This is a genomic window from Cytobacillus sp. BC1816, assembly GCF_051353635.1.
Taxonomy (GTDB): domain Bacteria; phylum Bacillota; class Bacilli; order Bacillales; family Cytobacillaceae; genus Cytobacillus; species Cytobacillus oceanisediminis_C.
Map to the genome: position 1 here is coordinate 3,789,109 of NZ_CP195611.1, position 22,474 is coordinate 3,811,582.

Annotated in this window: 24 protein-coding genes; 1 reads left to right on the top strand and 23 read right to left on the bottom strand. The window is 41.3% G+C overall.

Going from position 1 to position 22,474, the window contains the following annotated elements:
* Nucleotides 1–43 precede the first annotated feature (43 nt).
* The 19 genes from ACR42H_RS19255 to ACR42H_RS19345 all read right to left on the bottom strand — a co-directional run bounded on the left by ACR42H_RS19255 (nucleotide 44) and on the right by ACR42H_RS19345 (nucleotide 17,869).
* The gene (locus tag ACR42H_RS19255) at nucleotides 44–568 is read right to left on the bottom strand and encodes a YpoC family protein (protein WP_113884584.1); all 525 of its coding nucleotides are present in this window, start codon (nucleotides 566–568) and stop codon (nucleotides 44–46) included.
* Nucleotides 565–1,221 carry an endonuclease III gene (gene nth, locus ACR42H_RS19260; RefSeq protein ID WP_436372646.1) on the bottom strand — a complete coding sequence of 219 codons (657 nt, stop codon included), beginning with the start codon at nucleotides 1,219–1,221 and terminating at the stop codon, nucleotides 565–567. Before nth ends, ACR42H_RS19255 begins: the two co-directional genes overlap by 4 nt.
* 51 nt (nucleotides 1,222–1,272) lie before the next feature.
* The gene (locus ACR42H_RS19265; protein WP_113884583.1) at nucleotides 1,273–1,983 is read right to left on the bottom strand and encodes a DnaD domain-containing protein; all 711 of its coding nucleotides are present in this window, start codon (nucleotides 1,981–1,983) and stop codon (nucleotides 1,273–1,275) included.
* A 180-nt stretch (nucleotides 1,984–2,163) separates the two neighbouring features.
* Nucleotides 2,164–3,459: an asparagine--tRNA ligase gene (gene asnS, locus ACR42H_RS19270; protein ID WP_436372648.1), complete on the bottom strand. Its 1,296-nt coding sequence runs from the start codon at nucleotides 3,457–3,459 to the stop codon at nucleotides 2,164–2,166.
* 263 nt (nucleotides 3,460–3,722) lie between these two features.
* A complete protein-coding gene (locus ACR42H_RS19275) occupies nucleotides 3,723–4,907 on the bottom strand; it encodes a pyridoxal phosphate-dependent aminotransferase (protein ID WP_436377013.1) in 1,185 nt (394 codons plus the stop codon).
* A gap of 57 nt (nucleotides 4,908–4,964) precedes the next feature.
* Complete coding sequence (locus ACR42H_RS19280; RefSeq protein WP_436372650.1) at nucleotides 4,965–5,438, bottom strand: cell wall elongation regulator TseB-like domain-containing protein; 474 nt, start codon at nucleotides 5,436–5,438, stop codon at nucleotides 4,965–4,967.
* A 15-nt stretch (nucleotides 5,439–5,453) separates the two neighbouring features.
* On the bottom strand, nucleotides 5,454–5,624 hold the full coding sequence (locus ACR42H_RS19285) for a YpmA family protein (RefSeq protein ID WP_009332715.1): 171 nt from the start codon (nucleotides 5,622–5,624) through the stop codon (nucleotides 5,454–5,456).
* Between the two features lie 316 nt (nucleotides 5,625–5,940).
* Nucleotides 5,941–6,786, bottom strand: a complete 846-nt coding sequence (locus ACR42H_RS19290; RefSeq protein WP_436372652.1) for an ATP-dependent DNA helicase — start codon at nucleotides 6,784–6,786, stop codon at nucleotides 5,941–5,943.
* Between the two features lie 154 nt (nucleotides 6,787–6,940).
* Nucleotides 6,941–9,742, bottom strand: coding sequence for an ATP-dependent DNA helicase DinG (dinG, locus tag ACR42H_RS19295; RefSeq protein ID WP_436372654.1), 2,802 nt, complete (start codon nucleotides 9,740–9,742; stop codon nucleotides 6,941–6,943).
* Nucleotides 9,743–9,915: 173 nt separating this feature from the next.
* Nucleotides 9,916–10,299, bottom strand: coding sequence for an aspartate 1-decarboxylase (gene panD / locus ACR42H_RS19300; protein WP_113884577.1), 384 nt, complete (start codon nucleotides 10,297–10,299; stop codon nucleotides 9,916–9,918).
* A gap of 14 nt (nucleotides 10,300–10,313) precedes the next feature.
* Complete coding sequence (panC, locus tag ACR42H_RS19305) at nucleotides 10,314–11,171, bottom strand: pantoate--beta-alanine ligase (protein ID WP_436372656.1); 858 nt, start codon at nucleotides 11,169–11,171, stop codon at nucleotides 10,314–10,316.
* Nucleotides 11,168–12,004 carry a 3-methyl-2-oxobutanoate hydroxymethyltransferase gene (panB, locus tag ACR42H_RS19310; protein ID WP_436377015.1) on the bottom strand — a complete coding sequence of 279 codons (837 nt, stop codon included), beginning with the start codon at nucleotides 12,002–12,004 and terminating at the stop codon, nucleotides 11,168–11,170. The genes panC and panB overlap by 4 nt, the downstream gene beginning before the upstream one ends.
* Nucleotides 12,005–12,275: 271 nt before the next feature.
* Entirely contained in the window at nucleotides 12,276–13,259 is a 984-nt protein-coding gene (locus ACR42H_RS19315; protein ID WP_436372658.1) for a biotin--[acetyl-CoA-carboxylase] ligase, read from the bottom strand.
* A complete protein-coding gene (locus ACR42H_RS19320) occupies nucleotides 13,232–14,440 on the bottom strand; it encodes a CCA tRNA nucleotidyltransferase (protein ID WP_436372660.1) in 1,209 nt (402 codons plus the stop codon). Before ACR42H_RS19320 ends, ACR42H_RS19315 begins: the two co-directional genes overlap by 28 nt.
* Complete coding sequence (bshA, locus tag ACR42H_RS19325) at nucleotides 14,437–15,582, bottom strand: N-acetyl-alpha-D-glucosaminyl L-malate synthase BshA (RefSeq protein ID WP_436372663.1); 1,146 nt, start codon at nucleotides 15,580–15,582, stop codon at nucleotides 14,437–14,439. Before bshA ends, ACR42H_RS19320 begins: the two co-directional genes overlap by 4 nt.
* Complete coding sequence (bshB1, locus tag ACR42H_RS19330) at nucleotides 15,579–16,295, bottom strand: bacillithiol biosynthesis deacetylase BshB1 (protein ID WP_113884571.1); 717 nt, start codon at nucleotides 16,293–16,295, stop codon at nucleotides 15,579–15,581. Before bshB1 ends, bshA begins: the two co-directional genes overlap by 4 nt.
* On the bottom strand, nucleotides 16,276–16,704 hold the full coding sequence (gene mgsA / locus ACR42H_RS19335) for a methylglyoxal synthase (protein ID WP_113884570.1): 429 nt from the start codon (nucleotides 16,702–16,704) through the stop codon (nucleotides 16,276–16,278). The genes bshB1 and mgsA overlap by 20 nt, the downstream gene beginning before the upstream one ends.
* A gap of 14 nt (nucleotides 16,705–16,718) precedes the next feature.
* Nucleotides 16,719–17,522: a 4-hydroxy-tetrahydrodipicolinate reductase gene (dapB, locus tag ACR42H_RS19340; protein WP_113884569.1), complete on the bottom strand. Its 804-nt coding sequence runs from the start codon at nucleotides 17,520–17,522 to the stop codon at nucleotides 16,719–16,721.
* A 14-nt stretch (nucleotides 17,523–17,536) separates the two neighbouring features.
* Nucleotides 17,537–17,869 (bottom strand): nucleotide pyrophosphohydrolase, encoded by a 333-nt coding sequence (locus tag ACR42H_RS19345; protein WP_113884568.1) that lies wholly within the window; start codon nucleotides 17,867–17,869, stop codon nucleotides 17,537–17,539.
* Between the two features lie 219 nt (nucleotides 17,870–18,088).
* On the opposite strand from ACR42H_RS19345, the gene ACR42H_RS19350 reads away from it, so the two are divergent.
* Nucleotides 18,089–18,961, top strand: coding sequence for a YitT family protein (locus tag ACR42H_RS19350; protein ID WP_113884567.1), 873 nt, complete (start codon nucleotides 18,089–18,091; stop codon nucleotides 18,959–18,961).
* A 110-nt stretch (nucleotides 18,962–19,071) separates the two neighbouring features.
* On the opposite strand, the gene ACR42H_RS19355 is transcribed toward ACR42H_RS19350, so the two are convergent.
* The 4 genes from ACR42H_RS19355 to ACR42H_RS19370 all read right to left on the bottom strand — a co-directional run bounded on the left by ACR42H_RS19355 (nucleotide 19,072) and on the right by ACR42H_RS19370 (nucleotide 22,441).
* Nucleotides 19,072–19,752 carry a zinc metallopeptidase gene (locus ACR42H_RS19355; RefSeq protein ID WP_436372667.1) on the bottom strand — a complete coding sequence of 227 codons (681 nt, stop codon included), beginning with the start codon at nucleotides 19,750–19,752 and terminating at the stop codon, nucleotides 19,072–19,074.
* A 288-nt stretch (nucleotides 19,753–20,040) separates the two neighbouring features.
* On the bottom strand, nucleotides 20,041–20,817 hold the full coding sequence (gene ypjB, locus ACR42H_RS19360; RefSeq protein WP_113884565.1) for a sporulation protein YpjB: 777 nt from the start codon (nucleotides 20,815–20,817) through the stop codon (nucleotides 20,041–20,043).
* Nucleotides 20,818–20,954: 137 nt separating this feature from the next.
* Entirely contained in the window at nucleotides 20,955–21,551 is a 597-nt protein-coding gene (locus tag ACR42H_RS19365; protein ID WP_436372670.1) for a DUF1405 domain-containing protein, read from the bottom strand.
* 122 nt (nucleotides 21,552–21,673) lie between these two features.
* On the bottom strand, nucleotides 21,674–22,441 hold the full coding sequence (locus tag ACR42H_RS19370) for a menaquinol-cytochrome c reductase cytochrome b/c subunit (protein ID WP_113884563.1): 768 nt from the start codon (nucleotides 22,439–22,441) through the stop codon (nucleotides 21,674–21,676).
* Nucleotides 22,442–22,474: the final 33 nt, after the last annotated feature.

Genomic DNA, 22,474 nt, shown 5'->3' on the forward strand with positions numbered 1-22,474 from the left:
CTGATGAACTTTTTCTCTAGCCATAGAAAAAAGCGCCTATCATTTAAAGGCGCTTTCTCTTCATTTTTTCCAATGCAAGCAGCTTCCTATATTGTTTTTCCATTTCAGCCATTAGTTCAGATAGCTGTATGTAAGAATGATAAAAAGCAGGTCGTGCAAAAATGAAATTAAGCCGTTCTTTAAGATTCACTGGCTTAACCGGCAATTCTCCAGGATTTGACTGAAGGTTTACCGGCTTGCTGTTTGCCCAATACAACAGCTGTAAAAATACTGCCAAAGATACTTTCATCGGATCTAAGGCTGCCTTCTGGTCCCGATTTGAAAAGTGGATACCCAGAAGATGTTTCTGCCCTGCCCACTCATTCATTAAGACCGGAATATATTTATCGCTGGTTTCCCAAGGCCTTACAGCATGAATCCCCGCATAAAAAGCCGCTTCATATAAAAATGGCGGGAGAGGCTGATAAGCGGAAAGGGATCCTTCTTTTACAGCCAATGAATCATTCATTTTGTAAAACAGGGAATGGCATAATTGTTCTGAAACAGGTATGGCTATCTCCCCGGTCATTTTGCTTGCTTCACCTTCATTCGTTTTTTGCCTTCACGGCATAAATCCAGCAGAGGGCAAACCTCACATTGAGGATTCTGTGCCTTACAGTGATATCTTCCAAAAAAGATCATACGATGATGGGTAATTGACCATTCATCCATCGGCACTTTCTTCATTAATGTCTTTTCAACTTCCAGTACAGAGTCCTTCCAGCGGCAGAAGCCAAGCCTTTTGCTTACTCGTTCAACATGAGTATCGACTGCAATAGCAGGCACTCCGTAAGCCACTGAGACAACGACATTGGCAGTTTTGCGTCCTACCCCAGGAAGTTTTGTCAGCTCATCTCTGTCGCGCGGCACTACACCCTCATATTCATCCAGAAGCAATCTGCACAGCTTTTGGATATTTTTAGCTTTGTTGCGAAAAAGACCAATTGAGCGGATATCCTCCTGCAGTTCCTCAAGGGAAACATCGAGGTAATCCTGGGGTGTTTTATACTTCTGGAACAGGTTTTTTGTCACTTTGTTTACCAGTGCATCAGTACATTGTGCCGATAGTGCTACAGCTACGACTAATTCAAATGGATTGGAATGATTTAATTCACAATGTGCTTCCGGGAACATCTCCCCCATTGCATCAAGGCAGTATCTTATTTGTGTTTTATTTAACAAAGAAATCACCAACTTACTGTCTTCTATATTTTAAGTGCTGTTTTAGCCTTCTTATTGTTCAAGCCAATTATAAAAGGGAACAGATTTCGTCGTCTGTGACGGAGTGTCTTCCCTTTTTGTCCTTTGCTGTGCCTGGTTCTGCCTGAATTTTTTTCCATAGCTTTTAGCCTGTTCAATCGTCTTTATGCCATTCTTTTTCCATTCAAAAAGAATCCTGTCTATATATCTAAAATTCAGTTTGCCGGACAGGACAGATTCTCTTAATGCGGCTTTTATAATATGGGGATCATGGTGATCATCATCCATCCAGAGCGCAAGTGTTTCGCATTCAAAAGGTGAAAGCGGCCTGCCAAATTCCCTTTCAAAGCAAGTATAAAGATCTGTTTCCTCCTGCTGTATCTTAATAGCTTCCTCTTTCTTGCCGCTGAGCAGAAACTGGTCAATAAGCTTCTCCCAAAGCGGATCAAGATGGTATTTTTCATATCTGATGCCATCAGCAGAGTAGCTATCTTTAATATCAAAAAATCCTTTTTGGATTAGTTTTCTTAGCATATCCGTACATTCAGCCACAGAAATGGTCATGCGGGAAGATAATTCTACAGGGGTGGGAAATTCATTCCCATTTTCAATATAGGAAATTACATGAAGAATTAAGACGAGTTCATGCTCATTCAAATTCATTTCTTTATATTGTGAAAGCAGGACTCCAGGTATTGAAATATTTCCTTCCTGAAGCCATTTTAATAAACTATTTTTAGACATTCGGGACACCTCCTTCTCAGTATATCATGAACATAGTGGCCAAAGTGAGATGAATAACCGGTAACTTTTCCATAAAGATTCAGCTTGACTGCTCTCCTCTGGAAGATGTTGCGGAGATCGGAAGAAGCAAAAAATCCGCGGAAGGCGGATTTTTGCTTTATCTATCAATTCTTTTTTAAATTATGGATATAGACGGTTTAATAAACGAGGAAACGGAATTGTTTCACGTACATGCTCGACGCCGCTTATCCAGGCAACTGTTCTTTCAAGCCCAAGACCAAATCCGGAATGCGGTACTGACCCATATTGGCGAAGCTCCAGGTACCATTTGTAAGCATCCATATCTAACTTATGTTCATCAAGGCGCTGCTTGAGAAGGTCAAAGTCGTGAATACGCTCAGAGCCTCCGATGATCTCTCCATATCCTTCAGGTGCAATCAAGTCGGCACATAATACAACGTCTTCTCTTGATGGATCAGGCTGCATATAGAATGGCTTCAGTGAAGTTGGATAGTGTGTGATAAAGACTGGCTTATCATAGCTTTCTGCAATTGCTGTCTCATGCGGTGCACCAAAGTCGTCTCCCCACTGGATATCATCAAAGCCTTTTTCCTGAAGAAACTTAATTGCTTCATCATACGTGATGCGCGGGAATGGTGCTGTGATTTTTTCAAGCTTCTCCGTATCACGGCCAAGTGTTTTAAGTTCAATTGGACAGTTCTTAAGAACAGATTGTACAATATGAGCGACATATTCTTCCTGTATTTTTAAGTTTTCATCGAACTCACAGAAAGCCATTTCAGGTTCAATCATCCAAAATTCGATTAAATGACGGCGAGTTTTGGATTTTTCAGCACGGAAGGTCGGCCCGAATGAAAATACTTTTCCAAGTGCCATAGCAGCTGCTTCCATATAAAGCTGGCCGCTTTGTGATAAATAAGCATCTTCATCAAAATACTTTGTCGCAAAAAGTTCCGAAGTACCTTCTGGGGCACTTCCCGTCAGAATTGGCGGGTCAACCTTGGAAAAACCTTGTTCATTGAAAAACTCATAAGTTGCCCGGATAATTTCATTTCTGATTTTCATGACTGCATGCTGCCGGCGGGAACGCAGCCATAAGTGACGATTGTCCATCAGGAATTCAGTTCCATGCTCTTTAGGTGTAATCGGATAATCAACAGCCTGATGAATAACTTCCAGGCCTGTAACCAGCATTTCAAATCCGAATGGAGAACGCTCATCCTTTTGAATCTTACCAGTAACATAAACGGAAGATTCCTGAGTAACCGATTTTGCACCCTGGAAAATCTCTTCCGGCACTTCCGCTTTCACTACAACACCTTGAATAAAACCAGTTCCATCGCGCAGCTGCAAAAATGCAATCTTTCCGCTTGAGCGCTTGTTGGCTATCCAAGCTCCAATCGTAACTTCCTGATCAACATATTTATGAACTTGAGAAATTGTTGTTTTTATCAATTTATGGTCCCTCCAAAAAAATCTAAGCACTCACTTCTTATGTATCGCTATATATTATACCTTCAAGGACATTGACAAGCAATATTAGTAATATTTTAAGCGCTCTTATATAGATAATAAATACAGAAGGAGGCCGGATATAATCCCAGCGCTCCTGTTTCACAAAATAAGAAAGTTCAAAATTTTGAACGTCGATAACTGAATAGTGCAAACAGCCTACCCCCTCGAGGTGTCGGGGGTGGGCAAGGCGTTTCCGCTTTTCTTTACTTCATGTTCTTTTCTACAAAACCATGCATCCGTTCCACAGCCTTTTCTAATAATTCAAGAGAAGTTGCATATGATAAACGGATGTTATCCGGAGAGCCAAAACCAGAACCTGGAATTACTGCAACCATCGCTTCCTCAAGAAGCGCCTTCACAAATTCATCGACACTTTCAAATCCAGTCAATTCTGCTGCCTTTTTCACATTAGGAAACAGGTAAAATGCTCCTTGTGGTTTTACACAAGTAAAGCCTGGAATGCTGATTAATTTATCATAGATAACATTTAGCCGATGTTCGAATGCTTCTCTCATTTCCTCCAGTGTATCCTGTGGTCCGGCATATGCAGCGATTGAACCATATTGTGCTGTTGTTGTCGGGTTGGATGTACTATGGCTGGCAAGGTTGGTCATGGCCTTAATAATATTCTTATTACCTGCGGCATATCCAATTCTCCACCCTGTCATGGAATGAGACTTGGATACCCCATTAATGATAATGGTTTGTTCCTTAAGTTCAGGTGAAATTTCGGCAATCGAAGTATGCTTATGGCCGCCATATACCAGTTTTTCATAGATCTCATCAGAAATGATAAGGACATTATGCTTTAAACAAACCTCCCCAAGCTCCTTTAATTCGTCCGCCGAATAAAGCATGCCCGTCGGGTTGCTTGGTGAGTTAATGATCACTGCCTTGGTTTTGTCAGTTATGCTTTTAGCCAGCTGTTCTGGTGTGATCTTAAAATCATTCTCTTCTCTTCCCTCTGCATAAACAGGAATACCCTCTGCCAGTTTAACCTGTTCAGGATAGCTGACCCAATATGGAGTCGGGATAATGACTTCATCCCCTTCATTGAGCAAAACCTGGAACAGTGTATATAAGCCATGCTTTGCACCATTGGTAACGATGATTTCTGAAGCGTCATAATCAAGTCCCTGGGCTTTTTTAAACTTGTTTGCGATTTCTTTCTTTAATGCTGGAAGACCTGCTGAAGGTGTATATTTTGTATGTCCCTCATTCATTGATTTCACTGCTGCATCGATAATATGCTGCGGCGTATTAAAATCCGGCTCGCCTGCTCCCAATCCTATAACATCATGTCCCTGGGCTTTTAGCTCTTTTGCTTTTGCTGTGATTGCCAGAGTTGTTGAAGGTGTCAACGCTTTTACTCTTTGTGCCAGTTGAATCTCCATTTGCTTGCTTCCTCCCGATTTTCCCGCACTAAGGCGCTGTAATGCCTCAGGCTATAGATTTTCAATTTTTTTTAGCCATTCTCCTGTTTTAAAATCTATATAATAATAATTTATTAAATCACTGCCGGAACGGTAATGAATTTCCCATAATGGAATATTTTTTTCCATTCCAAGCCGCACAGACATGATTTCAGCAGCATTTTTCTCCTGCTTAAGTCTGGAAATGGCTTCATTTCTGGAAATTCCATCAGATTGGTTCAGTGTAACGATTTTCCCTTTTTTTTCTGGAACCCACACATATATGCCTGTCCCCTCTTGGTCTTTACCCTCGATAACATAGTAGGTCTCAGTGCCATGATATAAATAGAAATCTTCAGTTTCAGCAAGATCTGTTTCCTTTTTCGCAAGCTCTACAGCCTTTGATTCTGCCGCTCTAACGGGCTTCATGCTGTTGAAATAAATTAAAGAGCCTGCTCCAATGCATATGACAAGCAGAATAATGATACCCCATATTGCTTTTTTCATGTCTCACTCACTCTTTTATGTACGATAAATTGTAAAAATCGCTTTATTTTGGTCTTCCTGATCAAGCGCCAAACCGAACATCAAATCTTTTTCTTTTAAAGTTCTGTTCAGTGCATCAACAATTTTATACAGATCCGGGCTTTGCTGGATCTTCACGGTAGATAAAACCTCAATTTTGCTTTCCATTCTGGAATTCCTCCTCAGCCTCTACAATATTTGTTACTTATATACCCGACCGTTAAGGTTAAACTAATTTTACAAAGAAATAAATCACAGTAACAGTATAACAGCAGAATTGATTAACTGGTATTAAAACAACTACAAATTTTCTTCTGGTCCAACACGTCAAGCTGCGCCGCAAGCGCAGCTTTCTTCATTAGGCATTTAAATTTTGAATATTTATTTGCCTATTATTTGGCCCATTGAAAGTGATAAACTTCCCCTCAAATATTAATTACTTTCACAAAATATTTCCCTTTGAAATTATGGTGAAGGTGTATGTTTATTTGAACTCCTCGCCCTGGAAAATTGTGAATAATTCATAGTTAATGTCTGTAAATTTAATGGTAACGGTTCCGTGCTTTCTTGTATAATATACATCAACCCAGGCATCATTTAACAGCCCGAACAGATTCGAATCATGTTTTATGGATGGTTTATAAAAAAGAATGGCGATCTGAGGATCCAAATGTTTGATCATCTCTTCGGATATGGAATCGTGCCTGCCAAACGCAGGAAGCTTTACAATATTAACATTGGATAACTTTTTTTCCATGAGAAAATCTTTAGATTTTGGACTTGTCGAGTTCATAAATAATACTCGATGCCTTGCAAATGTAAAGGAAATATCCATTCCTTCCCCCGATTCTTTACCTGCGTAAAGAACTTCTGCAAGCAACCCCGGAAAAAGCTGCTGCTTAAAATCTTGGTTCCAGGCATGCAGATTAAGATCGATTCCGTCCTCACCCTTCAACTCAGAAACTGCAGAATCATTCGCTATAATTTCTTTAACCCCAAAATCTTCTATCAGCCATTTAAGACTGGCCATGTTATATAATTCCTCATCTGTCAGGATAATTGCTGAAATCCGGTTAACGCCATATAATTCAAGAAGCTTCTTTAACTCATTCTCTGTTCCTGGACCGCCGGTGTTAATAAGGACTTTTTCGTCATTTCCATGATGAATCAAGGAAGCCTCGCCATCAGATAAGGAAAAAAACGTAAAAGCCAGCTCATCACTTTTTAGTTTTAGGTCAATGCTTTCCACTTTGACAGGAACAGCTGGTGAATCCTTAGGTATGTAATACCAATTTGTGAACAGTAGCATAAAGGCGAACAGCACGTTCATCTTCCCATTCCTCCTACATATGAACAAAAGCAGACTGAGGATTTATAATAAAAAACCCAACAAATTTATAATGCGTTAATCATCTAAATTTATCCTATAAAAACCAGATGCCTTGTTCATCATAGAAGGATTCCGGTGTAAATCCCCGGATTTTTTACAGCCAAGTATAAATTAATTCGACAATTTCATCAATATTACTTTTCTGGACAGGAATAGGCGGAATGGAATCCAGAAATGCCTTTCCATACCTTGCGGTGATAATTCTCCGGTCAAATATTACGATGACTCCTCTATCCGAACTTGTTCTGATTAATCTCCCGACACCTTGCTTAAAGCGGATAACTGCTTCGGGCAATGAATACTCGGAAAACGGGTTTTTCCCTTCATTTGCAATTTGCTCATTTTTCGCCTGTGCCATCGGTTCATCTGGCGGTGAAAATGGCAGCCTGACAATTACAAGACAGGAAAGATCCTCACCTGGTATATCCACACCTTCCCAAAAGCTGCTTGTCCCTAAAAGAATGGCTTTATCAAATCGCTGAAAATTCCTCGTAAGTCTTGATCGGCTTCCACTTGTAACGCCCTGGGCAATGAGAGCATAGTCCTCCAGGAACCCTGACTCCTTTATAAGCTCATAGGTCCTTCTTAACATTTCATGCGAAGTAAAAAGAATCAGCATTCTTCCTTTCGCTGCTTCCGCAATTGAAATTATATGCTCGGTAATAGATGCCACATACTCCTCGAGCGGTACTGCATTAACTTCAGGCAAATCATCAGAAACCACGAGCTTAACCTGCCTCTTATAATCAAAAGGAGATTGAATTTGCTTCAAAGTGCATTGCTGTTCCTCAAGGCCTAGTTCCTTTAGGATAAAACTGAAAGAATTTTTTACAGATAAAGTGGCAGATGTAATGACCGCACTTTCCTTTTGGCTGAAGAATTGTTCATTAAGATATTCAGAAACTGATACAGGCTGTGCATAAACAGTTGTGGCATTTTGTGCAGAGCGCGTATCCATTTCAATCCAGACAACGAATTCCCGGGATGGCAAGTGAAAGATATGGTTTACATCCTCACACATTCCCCTCAAATCATCCAGAATGGAAGCCACTTCCTCCATTAATGCCTTCTCGTCAAGCGATAGAGTTGATTTAATATTTGAAACTGCGCCTATACGGCTGTCCAGGCCCTGAATCAATTCCTTAAGCATGAATCCAAAACGTTCGGCACTCGCTAATACAGCATTCGTTTCCTTGTTGGCAGCAATCTTATTAAATCGGACCGTAATTCGATTTACGCTTTTTTTTGCTTTTGTATATTTCTTAGCATAAATCGCTATAACCCTAAACAACTCATCCATTTCATGAATAATGCCAGCTATTATTTGGTTGATTTCAAATGAATGCATGAAATCCTCCGGAGTCGCTGCTTTCTCTTCCACCAGCTTTTCAAGCTTATAATATAGCTGCTTCTGTTCAAATAATCCGATTTGCCCAAGCATCAGCCGCACTGATAGATAATCAAGCTTATTGCCAAAATGTTTCCCGGAGGCCTTAACAAAATGATGTCCCTCATCGATAACCACGTGGCTGAATTCAGGCAAAATAACATTATCAGCTGTTAGATCCGTTAAAAGCAGGGAGTGATTCGTAATAATGATATCTGCCTTTTGAGCATCCTTTCTTGCCCTCAGATAAAAATCTCTGGAAATCCAGGACTTATCCTGCAAAAAAGCTGTTTCATCATTCTTTATCCTGCTCCAGTAAATCATTCCGCCGCTTGATAGGTTCAACTCATCAATATCACCAGTGTCAGTCTCCAGCAGCCAGACAAGAATCTGCATTTTACTGAGGGTTGTATCATAATTATCTTCATCATCGCTTAACGTTTGAACGAACTTCGCAAGGCTGATATAGTGGCTTCTTCCCTTCAGCAATACAGCTTTAAGCGGGAATGGAAGCATTTTTTGAAGAAGAGGAACATCCTTCCTGAGCAGCTGCTCCTGAAGCTGTGTTGTATATGTACTGATAATGACAGTTCTTCCTCTTTCCTTTGCATAAACAGCTGATGGAACAAGATATGCCAAGGACTTCCCAACACCCGTGCCTGCCTCTATTAATGCATGCTGTTTATTTTTGAACGCTCCATAAACCGAATCCATCATGATAAGCTGGCCTTCCCTTTTTTCATAAGAAGGGAAGGCTTTAATGAACATTTCCTGCTTTTCCTCTTCACGGAAAGGAAAGCCCTGAAATTCGGCCCCTTCAAATTCCCGTGGTTTCATTTCTTTTTTCAGGGCAATCCCTCTATGTACTTCAATACCATCAGCTAGCAAACCAATTTTACTTTCATTAACCGCAATAAGCTCGTCCAATAATAAATCAAGATCACTCTTTAAGCCTCCAGACAGCTTATGCAGCAGCTCAATGGTGTTATGGGGCAGGTTTTTAAGCTTGTTTAATAATATTAACAGGAGCTCAGCGGTCACATACGCATCACTGTCTGCCTGATGGGGACGTTCATGATTAAGTCCTTCACGGAGTGCAAGATCAGATAATTTGAAGCTATCTGCAGTCGGAAAAAGAATACGGGCCATCTCAACTGTATCAAGAACAGGACCGTAAAACCCGTTATATCCTGCCTCAATCAATTCTTCCTGTAAAAAAGATAAATCAAATAAAACATTATGAGCCACAAAATAAGCACCCTCAAGCAAAGTCAAGACTTTAGGGGCAATTTCCGAAAAGAGCGGGGCATTCTCGACCATTTCATCTGACAATCCTGTCAGTTCTTCTATGAAAGGGGGGATGGATTGCTCCGGGTTTACAAGGGAGGAGTATTCCTCTGTGATTTTTCCGTTTTCAATCACCACAGCAGCAAACTGTATCATTTTATCGCCTTTTTTCGGGGCGTTCCCGGTTGTTTCCAAATCCACTACAACATATTTATTACCCATGGCTAACACCTCTATATTCAGTCATTCAAACGGTATCATAAAAACGGAAAAAGAAAAAGGTAAATAGCTTTTCCCCTTATAATTTTTCTTCCACTTGAACCATGCCGTTATTCAGGCTGTTTATAAAAAAGAGCCGAATCTCCAAAGGAGTTCAGCACTTTATAAAACTCTATTTATAATACTGTACTTTCCGGCTCTGCATGTATCATGTCAGCGATCCGATTGCTGCTGTCCATTATCGCTACCTTTGGTTCATGATAAGGCACCTTTTCATCAGGAACGAGAGCATATGAAATGATAATGACAATATCCCCTTCCTGTACAAGGCGTGCAGCTGCACCATTAACGCAGATAACGCCGCTCCCTCTTTCACCGGGTATAATATAGGTTTCAAATCTTGCCCCATTGTTATTATTAACGATTTGCACTTTCTCATTGGGAGCCATTCCTACTGCTTCAATAATGTCTGTATCGATAGTGATGCTGCCAACATAATTAAGATTGGCTTCTGTTACTGTTGCACGATGGATCTTACCATTCATCATGGTGCGGAACATGCTGCCTTCCTCCCTTAGCTTTCTTTTTTTACGGATATTATAGCGTTATCTATTAAACGGGTCTTTGAGAATTTAACGGCCATTGCGATGATGATTTTACCTTCCAGGCGGGAAATCTGTTTAAGATTGGGATAAGATAGAATTTCAATATAATCTATTTCCCCGCTTGTATTTTTTTTAATGAATTCCTTCATGCGGGCTAGAATCTTCTGAGGATCCTGTTCCCCTTCATCTATAGCGGACTCCGCCATCTTGAGACTTTGATGGAGAGCTGTTGCCTGGTCGCGTTCTGCAGGAAGAAGGTGCACGTTCCTTGAGCTCTTAGCCAGACCATCTTCTTCCCTGACCGTCTGAACAGGAACAATTTCCACTGGAATATTGAAATCTCTTACTAGCCCATCAACAACGGCCACCTGCTGAGCATCCTTCATCCCAAAATATACTTTATCAGGCTGTACAATGTTAAAAAGTTTTATAAGGACCGTTGCAACACCATCGAAATGTCCCGGTCTGGATTTTCCGCATAACACATCTGTACGGTCCTGCACTTTGGCTGTTACAGACGGAGTTTCAGGATACATTTCGTCTGCTGAAGGAAAGAAGATGTAGTCATTCCCCTCTTTCTCTGCAAGGCTGCTGTCACGCTCGAAATCCCTGGGATATGTCGCTAAATCTTCTTTAGGACCGAATTGAAGCGGATTGACAAAGATGCTTACCACTGTCACATCATTTTCTTTTCTGGCGGCACTTAATAAGGAGAGATGGCCTTCGTGCAAATAACCCATAGTCGGGACGAAGCCGATTGTCTTTCCTTCCCTCTTAAGCTGTATAGCAATACTTTGCATTTCTCTTATATCAGTAATTGTTCTCATGCTTTTCCTCCATACAAGCTCAGCAGCTCTTCCTCTTTCATCTTGAAAGAATGGGAATCATCAGGAAACGATCCGTTCTTCACTTCTGCAGAATAAGCAGCAAGACTATCGCCGATAATAGGGTTCAGGTTTTCATACTGTTTCACAAACTTGGGAACACGCTCTACACCGTATCCCAATACATCATGGTAAACAAGAACCTGTCCATCTGTATCCTTGCCGGCACCGATCCCAATGACAGGAATCGTCAATTCCTCAGTGATCTGCTTTGCCAGCTGTTTTGGAACACACTCAAGGACAAGAGCGAAAGCTCCAGCACTCTCACATTCCCTGGCATCATCAATCAGCTTTCTGGCTGCTTCAGCGTTTTTCCCCTGGACTTTATATCCGCCCAGGACCCCCACAGATTGTGGTGTCAGGCCCAGGTGGGCAACAACAGGAATGCCTGCTTTTGTTAACGCTCCAATTTGTTGTGCGACTTCATCACCGCCTTCAAGCTTAACAGCATGTGCCCCTGTTTCCTGAATGAGCCTTGCTCCATTTATAAGTGTATCTTTTGCGGACAAGTGATAGCTCATAAACGGCATATCAATCACAATGAATGTATTTTTTGCTCCTCGTTTAACAGCTTTTCCATGATGAATCATGTCCTCCATTGTAACTGGAACAGTTGAATCATAGCCCAGCACTACCATTCCAAGTGAGTCCCCCACAAGAATCATGTCCACATTGGCCATTTCAGCCTGTTTGGCAGCAGGGAAATCATAAGCTGTCAGCATTACAATTTTCTCTTCACTTTCCTTCATTTTTAGAAAATCAGTTGTTTGCTTCATCATTCGTCCTCCTTATGCAGGAAGAGGCAATAAAACTTCCAAATGAGTTAAAAAACAGAACATCAAAAAAATCCTTCTGAAGGCAGAAGGATTTTGCAATAGCTCATATATCAGTTCATCCCTCTGTCCCGGTCCATTTTTTTGGATCTAGGCAGATATCTATTTATTTTATGGTTCTTTCAAAAAAGGTGCAGTTCTTTTAAGGATACTGCCCATAAAAAGTATATCAAAAAGGCGAAAGAATTGGCTATAAAAATTTTAGGCGGGCAATTTAGACATCCAGCTCAATATCCGCAGAATAGACGTGATGGACCTTTCCACTGCTGTCTTCAATCATCAGGACTCCATCTTCTGTAATTCCAAGAGCCTTGCCATATATACTGCCGGTAATAGTTCTTGCAGTAAGGTTTTTACCAATGCTGACAGCATAACTTTCCCAAAGAAGCTTAATCGGATAGAAGCCTTTATCTAAATATAGTTTATAAAGGTTTTCCAGTTTGCCCAGCAATACTCTAATCAGCTCCGCTCTTGAAAGGTTTTCTCCTTTTTCAATGGATATAGAAGTGGCAATGTCTTTAAGTTCATCTGGGTAATCATCAAGCTCCTGGTTAACATTGATTCCGATGCCGATGATTATTGAAATAATGCGGTCTGCATCAGCCTGCAGTTCAGTCAGGATTCCCGTAACTTTCTTCCCATTCATTAGTATATCATTCGGCCATTTAATTTGCGGTGTTAAATCTGTCAGAACTTCAATCGCCTGTACAACAGCCACTGCTGTAATGAGCGTTAGCTGCGGTGCTTTGGGAGGTGGAATATTCGGCCTTAGGATTACACTCATCCATACGCCTGTTGATTTTGGAGAATGCCATCTCCTGTCCATTCTTCCCCTGCCTGACAGCTGTTCCTCCGCGATTACAACCGTTCCTTCCTGCGCACCTTCGTACGCAAGGCGGTGGGCAATCTTCTGTGTTGAGTCAACACTTTCTTCATGATGAATTTGACGGCCAAGTGTTTCAGTCTGCAGACCCAGCCTGATTTCATCAGGAGTAACCTTTTCAGGTGTTTTCGTAATCCGATATCCCTTTCTTCTGACCGCTTCCAGTTCAAAACCTTCTTTCCTCAGCTCTTCAATATGCTTCCATACAGCCGTTCTTGAACAGCCTATCAGGTCGGCTAAATACTGGCCTGAAAGATATTCCCCCTTGCTTTTCGTAAAAGCATCAATCAATTTTTTCCTAATTTCTGATTGCAATTTATGAGCCACTCCCTTATGGATTCATTGCTATTATTCAACTCGCCACCCAAGACAGCCTTCTCCGTTTTTTCAAGCTCTGCTTTGATCCAGGGGCCAGGAGGTTTGCCAAACCAATTCATCAGGTTATCTCCTGTAAGCTGAAGATCGCTTCTCTCTTTAATCGGCAGGGAATTATATTGACTCACCAGGATATCGATCCCCCTGCTTGAGTCCTCGTGCACGATTACGTTGAGGACCCGCTCGGCGTTTAGTGAAATGCATCCTGCCTGGTAAAGGGAATAGGCATCCCACTTGTTTTTGGCTCTATACCGAATCCATTTATTAATTGCCAATAACTTTTTTATTTTCTTTACAGGCAGTTTCCAGCTTTTAAAAAAGGCTCCCGCCTTCGACTCGTCCAAATCAAAGATGCATGCAAGAAAGGCCCACATTTCATCCACCGTCAGTTCAGCTGCATTATAATCTTCTGCCTTCATTAATTCCTTTTGGAAGCCAGACATATTTGGCAGATACTTAGACAAGCCGGTTTCCCCAATGACCTTAAGGGCTTTCATCCGGCTGGTTCCTGCTAATAGTTTTTCGAATTCTGCCAGCTTTCTTTCTACTGCAATATTTTCAAGTAAATGAGCCAAAGATGCTAAAGCATTATAAGTTTTTTTTTCAATTTCAAATGCAAGCTGACTAAAAAAACGGACTGCTCTCATCATTCGAAGTGCATCTTCAGTAAATCTTTCAGCAGGCTGTCCAACGGTGCAGATTCTTTTCTCTTCTATTGCTCCCCTGCCGTTAAAAGGATCAATAAGATGCCCTTCCTTATCCATGGCAATCGCGTTCATTGTAAAGTCTCTTCTTTTCAAATCTTCTTCCAGAGATCTGATAAATTGAACTTTTGAAGGCCTCCTAAAATCCAGATATTCAGCCTCTGACCTGAATGTTGTAATTTCATAGGGTATGCCATTATGCAGAACAACCACAGTACCATGCTCGATGCCCACATCAAGTGTTCTTGGGAATATGGTTTTGACTTCCTCAGGAGCAGCGGAAGTGGCTATATCGACGTCCGCAATTTCCTTGCCAAGGATATAATCCCTGACAGAGCCTCCTACAAAATAAGCCTCATAACCTGCCGCTTCTATATTCTCGAGGACAGGAACTGCCTTTAAAAAAGCTTCATTCATCGAAGGTCACCTTTTTCCAAAAGTTCATAATAAAATTCTTCATATTGAATGACAATCTGACTGGCACTGAATCTTCCTTTTGCGAGTGAAATGGATTGGGAAGCAAACCTTTCAAGCAGGGGCTCATCATTAAGCAGTTTAATTGCTTTTTTTGAGATATCAGTTATATCCCCCAGATTACAAATATAACCTGTCTCACCGTCGCTGATTACTTCTGGAATTCCCCCAGTATTAGTGCCGATGCATGGCACTCCGCATGCCATTGCCTCGAGAGCAACAAGTCCAAAGCTTTCCTTTTCGGATAATAAGAGCATTAAATCACTGATGCTGTATAGCTCCTCCAGATTATCCTGTTTTCCCAGAAACAAGACCTTATCTTTAAGCTGCAGATCATTCACCAGCCTGCATATAACGGTCATTTCGGGTCCGTCTCCTACTAATAGCAGCTTTGAAGGAACTTCTTCCGTGATTTTTGCAAAAGCCATAACAACATCAGGCACCCGCTTTACACCGCGGAAATTGGAAACATGGATGATAACCTTCTCATCCGGTTTTATGCCATATTCTTCTTTAAGATAAGCAGAGTCGGTTTTCTTGTATATTCTTTCATCTATAAAGTTATAAACTGCTTTTATTGATTTATCAGGTTTTATCAGGTCATAAGTTTGCGAAATGAGCGCATTGGATACCGCTGTCACGCCATCAGACTTTTCGATTCCAAAACGGATCGCATCTGTCAGGGATGGATCATACCCGAGAACTGTAATATCTGTTCCATGAAGGGTGGTAACAATCTTAATATCCGTGCCGCTCATCTGCTTAGCCAGAATCGCACAAACTGCATGCGGGATTGCATAATGCACATGAAGAAGGTCAAGTCCTTCGCGTTTTATCACTTCTGCCATTTTACTTGCGAGCGCGATATCGTAAGGAGCATATTGGAACACGGAGTATTGATTTACATCTACCTGGTGATAAAAAATATTTGGGTACATCCTTTTCAGTCTAAAAGGGAGGCTTGATGAAATAAAATGTATTTCATGGCCTTTTTCAGCCAGCATTTTACCCAGTTCTGTTGCAACAACACCTGATCCTCCCACCGTGGGATAGCAGGTGATACCTATTTTTAATTTTTTTCTCATAATTCTCCACCGAATATATCCAGATTTACCATTAAGGGTTTATTGACTTTAAAGCCCTCTGCATATTCCACCCCTGCCTGTTTCCCAAATAGGCCTTCCCTCGCTGCAACAGTTTCAATATAACCGTTGACAAGCGGAGTATCAAATGAACCAGGTTTTTTTGCAAATTGACTTTGATAAGACTGCAGTCCTTCAGCTTTTTTATCCATAAAAGATGAGATATCGATTAGGAAGTCAGGCTTATGGAAACCATTTATCATGTAAAAGTGAAGGCTTTTCACCTTATGCGGAGCAAAATTACCCCCTGTTTCATATTTCCTGATTCCGGCCGAAAAGACGGCTTCTTCCACCAGCCGGGCACAATGTCCATGGTCAGGATGCCTGTCCTCCATGTAAGGTGCAAACACAAGAACAGGCTTGTATTTACGGATCATTTCCGCAATCTTTTTTATGTATTCTTGATTATAATATAAACCCCTGTCAGGCAGACTAAGAGTCTCCCGCACACTAACCCCCAGTATATCAGCTGCTTTCAATGATTCCTCTTTACGGATTTCAACCGTCCCATTAGAAGAAAGCTCGGCCCGGGTCAAGTCGCATATTCCAATTTTTTTTCCGATAGAGGCAAATTTGGCAATTGTGCCTCCCATGCCGATTTCAACATCATCAGCATGCGCACCAAATGCCAAAATATCAAGATTTTCCAGGTTCATTTATGTCACCTTTTTCACTTACAATATTCCTCCATGATAAATCATTTCGTTCCAGGCCTTTTATAATAATTTCAGCAGTGCCCATATTAGTCGCCAATGGGACGGCATATACATCACAGAGGCGCACCAAAGCGGAAACATCAGGCTCATGAGGCTGAACAGTCAGAGGATCTCTGAAGAAAAATACAACATCCATTTTATTGTTGGCAATTAAAGCACCAATTTCCTGGTCCCCGCCAAGTGGTCCAGACTGAAAGCGATGCATGGAAAGGCCAGTTTCTTTCATGATACGTGAACCAGTCGTTCCGGTAGCGTAAAGGGTATGTTCAGCAAGAATTGATTTATAGGCGATTGCAAATCTTACAATATCATCCTTTTTCTTATCATGGGCAATTAAGGCAATATTCATGTTGGCACCCCTTTCTAATCAATAATATTTTCGAGGCCGTAGACGAGAGTATCAATTTTTAAAACTGTATCGACAGCAAGCTTTACTCCAGACATAAAGGAAGCCCTGTTAAAAGAGTCATGACGGATGGTCAATGTTTGTCCCTCCGAACCGAACATAACCTGCTGATGAGCAATCAGGCCTGGAAGCCGTACAGAGTGTATATGCATGCCATCAAAATTCGCGCCTCTTGCACCAGGAATCGTTTCCTTCTCCTGTGAGTGGCCCTGCTCTTTTTTCGCTCTTACATCAGCAATCATTTCTGCTGTTTTCACTGCAGTTCCAGATGGAGCATCCAATTTTTGGTCATGGTGCAGCTCTATAATTTCCACATCATTAAAATATCTTCCTGCTAATTGTGAGAATTTCATCATTAATACAGCACCAAGTGCAAAGTTTGGGGCAATAATGCAGCCGATTCCTTTTTCCTGGCAAAGTTCTTCAAGCTCTTTTAAATTTTCCTTCGAAAAGCCTGTTGTTCCAACGACTGGCCTTACACCATACTCCAAGGCTGTTTTTGTGTGGAACATTCCTACTTCCGGAGTGGTCAAATCGATAAGCACATCCGGTTTTAGTTCCTGAAAGCATAAGGCAAGATCTGTGTAAACCGGAATTTGGCCAAACTGTGAGAATCCTTCAAAATCACCAAGAAAGCCTCCCCCATTTTTATGGTCGATCACAGCAGCTATTTCAAAGTTTTCTGTACGATTAACAAGCTGGACGGCTTCACTTCCCATTCGTCCCCTCGGTCCCGCTATAACAATTTTAACTTTATCCATTGTCTTCTCTCCTTCTATTCTTCAATTCTTGTCCATCTGTCTTTATCTCGTGTGCTGAATTTTTTCATAACACGATCGTGCGCTTCTTCCAGGTCAATATTTAAGGAATTAGCAAAGCATATTAGAACAAAAAGCATATCTCCAAGCTCTTCTTCAATCGCCTTTTCTTCCTCAGTGGATTTTTTGGGTTTTTCACCATAGTAATGGTTCACTTCCCTGGATAGTTCTCCAAGTTCTTCAGTCATTCTTGCAAGCATGGCCAATGGACTGAAATAGCCTTCTTTAAATTGGCTTATGTATGTGTCTACTTCTGTTTGCATATCTTTCATTGATTTTGCTGTTTGCATTTATTTCACCTCTTTTTTTAATAGGTGCATCTATATACGGAGATTATCACTTTTCATGTTAAGCTAAAGATCGGCTATTTTACAAATATTTTTTATCATCGAGCCTAATTGATTCACCTGTGCCTTCCTGTCCTTGGAAAGGTCATTGCTCTTATATTCTGTATCTTATATAATTAGATACGCTTTGGTATTGTGATATTCAGGCAGTGGAGGGATAATATGCATTTTGGATTAAAGTTTAAGAATATTTTTTTCATTTTGCTTGGTGCGGCCATTTTTTCGTGGGGCCTTGTTCATTTTAATATGCAGAATAATTTGGCTGAAGGCGGATTCACCGGGATAACGCTGCTCTTATATTTCCTGTTCAAGTGGGACCCTTCTTATACAAACTTGCTGCTGAATATACCCCTTTTCTTTATAGGGTGGAAACTTCTTGGCAGGAATGTTTTTGTTTACACGATCATCGGAACTGTCGGTGTATCCATTTTCTTATGGATTTTTCAGCGGTACCAGATTGAAATGCCTTTAAAAGAGGATTTAACTCTTGCTTCTCTTTTCGCCGGAGTCTTTATCGGGATTGGCCTTGGGACCATTTTCAGGTATGGGGGCACAACAGGCGGAGTGGATATCATCGCGAGGCTTACCCATAAGTACGCAGGCGTCAGCATGGGAAAAACGATGTTCATTTTTGACTTTTTTGTTATAGCACTTTCTTTAATTACATATTTGGATTACAGGGAGGCAATGTATACTCTTGTTGCTGTTTTTGTCGGTGCCAAAGTGATTGATTTTATGCAAGAGGGCGCCTATGCAGCAAGGGGAGCGATGATCATTTCAGAACAAAACGAAGCGATCGCCGATAAAATCATGAAAGAAATGGACCGGGGTGTCACTGTGTTAAAAGGCCACGGCTCCTTCACCAAGTTAGAGCGGGAAGTGCTCTATTGTGTTGTAGGCCGTAATGAAATTGTGCGTTTAAAAAATGTCATCATAGCTGTTGATCCGCATGCATTTGTATCGGTGACAGCTGTCCATGATGTACTGGGGGAAGGCTTTACTTTAGATGAAAATAAAAAGCCGGTTGAACGCTAAAGAATAGATCCAGGAGGTGTCATAAAAGACATCTCTTTTTTTCAGCAAAAAAAGCCAGCTAGCCGGCTTTTTTTAAATAACTATCTGGCTTCACGCGTTAAAGGCTTTTCTTACTCCGATCTTGTCATACCTGTGTAAATAAGGATTAAACGCAGCAATTCCAGCACAGCAACAGCTGCTGCCGCGACATATGTCAATGCAGCTGCATTTAAAACTTTTTTTGTTTCCCGTTCTTCATCGTTTCTGATAATTCCGAGGGACACTACCTGATCCATCGCACGATTAGAAGCATTGAACTCCACCGGTAAAGTGATGACCTGGAATACCACTGCAGCTGCCATAAAGATAATTCCCAGCAGCACCATTCCGCTCAACCCTGCAAAAAAACCGATCATGATCAGAATCCAGGAGAAGTTTGAACCAAGATTCGCAACAGGCACCAGCGCATGGCGAAAACGCAGAAAAGCGTAATCCTGATTATCCTGAATTGCATGGCCAACCTCATGGGCCGCAATGGCAGCTGCTGCCACTGAATGGCCTTGATAATTTGCTGCTGAAAGCCTGACCGTCTTAGAACGCGGATCATAATGATCCGTTAAATGTCCCCTGGTTTCCTCTACGGCAACGTTAAATAATCCATTTTCATCCAGAATTCTTCTGGCTACTTCAGCACCTCTCATCTGCGTAGATGAAGGAATTTTTGAATATTTGCTGTAAGCTCCCTTTACTTTCATTTGCGCCCAGAGCGGAACAAGAATAATTATTGCAAAATAAATGAGATATCCTCCCATTTTATTACCTCCCATCAAGCTGATCATGTTGAATTTTAACCGCTGTCTTTCTTATCTCCAGCATACGAGTAGTTCTAGCTATCTTGTTCCCGCTTTCCTTTATTGCAAAACGGGAAAGACGCTCAATTATTCTTTTTGTTCAATAAAGGTGTAGAGTTTTTTGAACTTCGAGGACAGCCTAGCTCCAGCACCTACCCCCTTGAGGTCACAAGGATGGGTTCTTGCAGACGTTGCCGCAGGACGTGGCGTTCTTAGTCTGCGTCCTTCGTATGTGCTTCCGCTTTCTTATCACGATCTGTTTTTTTGTCTTGCCCTGTCGCCCTTATATTTTCTCCAGCCTACGTAAGATAATGTAATGATGATAATACTCCCTGTTGAAATGATTACCCACCATAGGGACGGGTCCGTTTCATCTTCTGTCATTTCATCAAAGATTGTCTGCAGATCATTTTCCAATGCAGCAAGTTCCTGCTGGCTTGCCTGCTGAGAAAGCACCTGCGGCCGATAATGATCGATAAAATTAATGCGTGCGTTCAGTTTTTGTACCTTTTCGGCATCAACATCAATTTTTAAACTGGGATAAATAATCTCATATAAAGATAAAAAGGAATTCAAATGTGAATGAAAGTTCTCGTTATTGCCTCTGTATGCGGCTTCCTTAACTTCTCCAAATACCGTCATAATCGGCTTCTCCATTTCAGTCCATAAAGGCTGATATTTTGAAGAGATTGCATCCATAACCAGGCGGAATTTAGTTGCATGATTCAGCCGTTCTTCATGGCTCATTGATGTATTGACAGCAGCTTGTACAGCATCATCATGAGAGACTGTAATTATCCGGAGTTCGTCCATTGTAAATGGCCTTTCCTTGCCATTCACAGCAACAAACTGCTCGGAAAAATACTCCAAAAGCTTCTTGGCATCCTCATACCTATGGAGCTTAACCATCTGTAAGGCTTCATTAGATAATTGATCTAATTTATCTATTTGTGTTGTCTTATCTGCAGACACCATTCCAGGCAATAACATAATAATGAATAAGAATGCGATTACTTTTCGCCTCATTAACCTTGTCCCCCCTCAAATTACTATTAGATAAATATGAAAAGAGGGACAAGGTTAGACCAGAAAATAATTCAGCCAGCCAGGTTATTTCTTTCAAATCAAAACACTTAACGGTTTGAATTAAGATATTCGGAGCACTAACTCACTATATCCAAACTGAACCGATTCTTTCTTAAGACGAAGTAATAAGCGGTTCCTAATGAAAAAATACTGAGCCAAAATGTAAAATAGCCAATTTGCGGTGTGTAAAGATCTAAAATAGGATAGCGCGGCAGCATGAAAAAGACATAATCAATTATATCATTATGAAGAGTCCAAATCCCTGTTAAAACCAGATGCCATAGTTTAAAACGGTAGAATGGCGCATACAGAGCACCCTGGACTGCCATGGCACCATGCGAGAAGATCAGCATGAGAGCTACAGGATCCAATTCACCTGTCACCTGAAAAACAAGCAAATTCATAACCACAGCCCAAATTCCGTATTTAATAAGGGTTACAATAGCTAATGCTTCAAACAGCGGCCAATTTTTGCCCAATAGGAAGGCGATTAGCACAAACATAAAAAACAGGCTCGCTGTAGGACTGTCCGGTACGAAAGGCAAAAAAATCAGCGGTGTATCGACAAGCTGCCACTTATACCATATATACCCATAAATTGTACCTGCCGTGTTAATAATCAGAAGCAGTATCAGCATAGCTTTGCTGCCTAGTAAAGGATAGATCCATTTCATATTTTGTTCTCCTTCTCTATGTACAGGATTATTTCATTATTTTACCACACCACATGCCTGTAAAAAAAACGAATAATTTATGTACATAAAAAAGAAGCTGGCAATGCCAGCTTCTTTACAAATTATTTGCTTTCAAGGCCAGAAATAAACTCAGCAAGCTTTTGAAGTTCTTCATCAGTGCCTTTGAACATTCCTGCAGGCATAGCGCCTCTACCATTTTTAGCAATTTCAGCAACTTCTTCAGGTGTTAACCCAGTGTCAACAAGCGCAGGAGAACCTGCACCACCCTGAAGGTCGCCTCCGTGGCAGGAAATACAGCCATTCGCTTCAAAAATCTTGTAGCCTTCGTCCTCTTTATCAAACTCTACTTCAGCAACAATCTTACCTTGCTGTGCCGCAGCTTCCCAGTCATGGTGTGCAACAGATTCCCAAGTTAGGAAAGTAATGCCGGCTAAAGCCAATAACATGAAGCCAGTCGCTAAAGGACGCTTAGACGGACGGCGTTCAGGTCCGCGGTCAATGAATGGTGCAAGCAGCAAAGCTCCGAATGCAAGACCCGGAATAATGAAAGCACCGATAGCATTATAAGGTCCAGAAGCATAGCTGTATTTCAGAAGCTGGTACAAGAACAGGAAGTACCAGTCTGGCAGCGGGATATAAGCTGTATCACTAGGATCAGCAATTTTTTCTAATGGCGGCTCATGCGCAATTGTCAAGCATAGGAAACCGATAAGGAATACAGCCCCTACCATCCATTCCTTTAACAGGAAGTTTGGCCAGAATGCTTCTGTTTTTCCTGGATATTCCGAATAATCTTTCGGGATATTCGGTTTACGTTCTGCAGGAACACGAGAGTCACCTACGAATTTCATACCTTTACCACGATGCATTGGGCGATTTCCCCTCCTTTTGCAATGATCAAA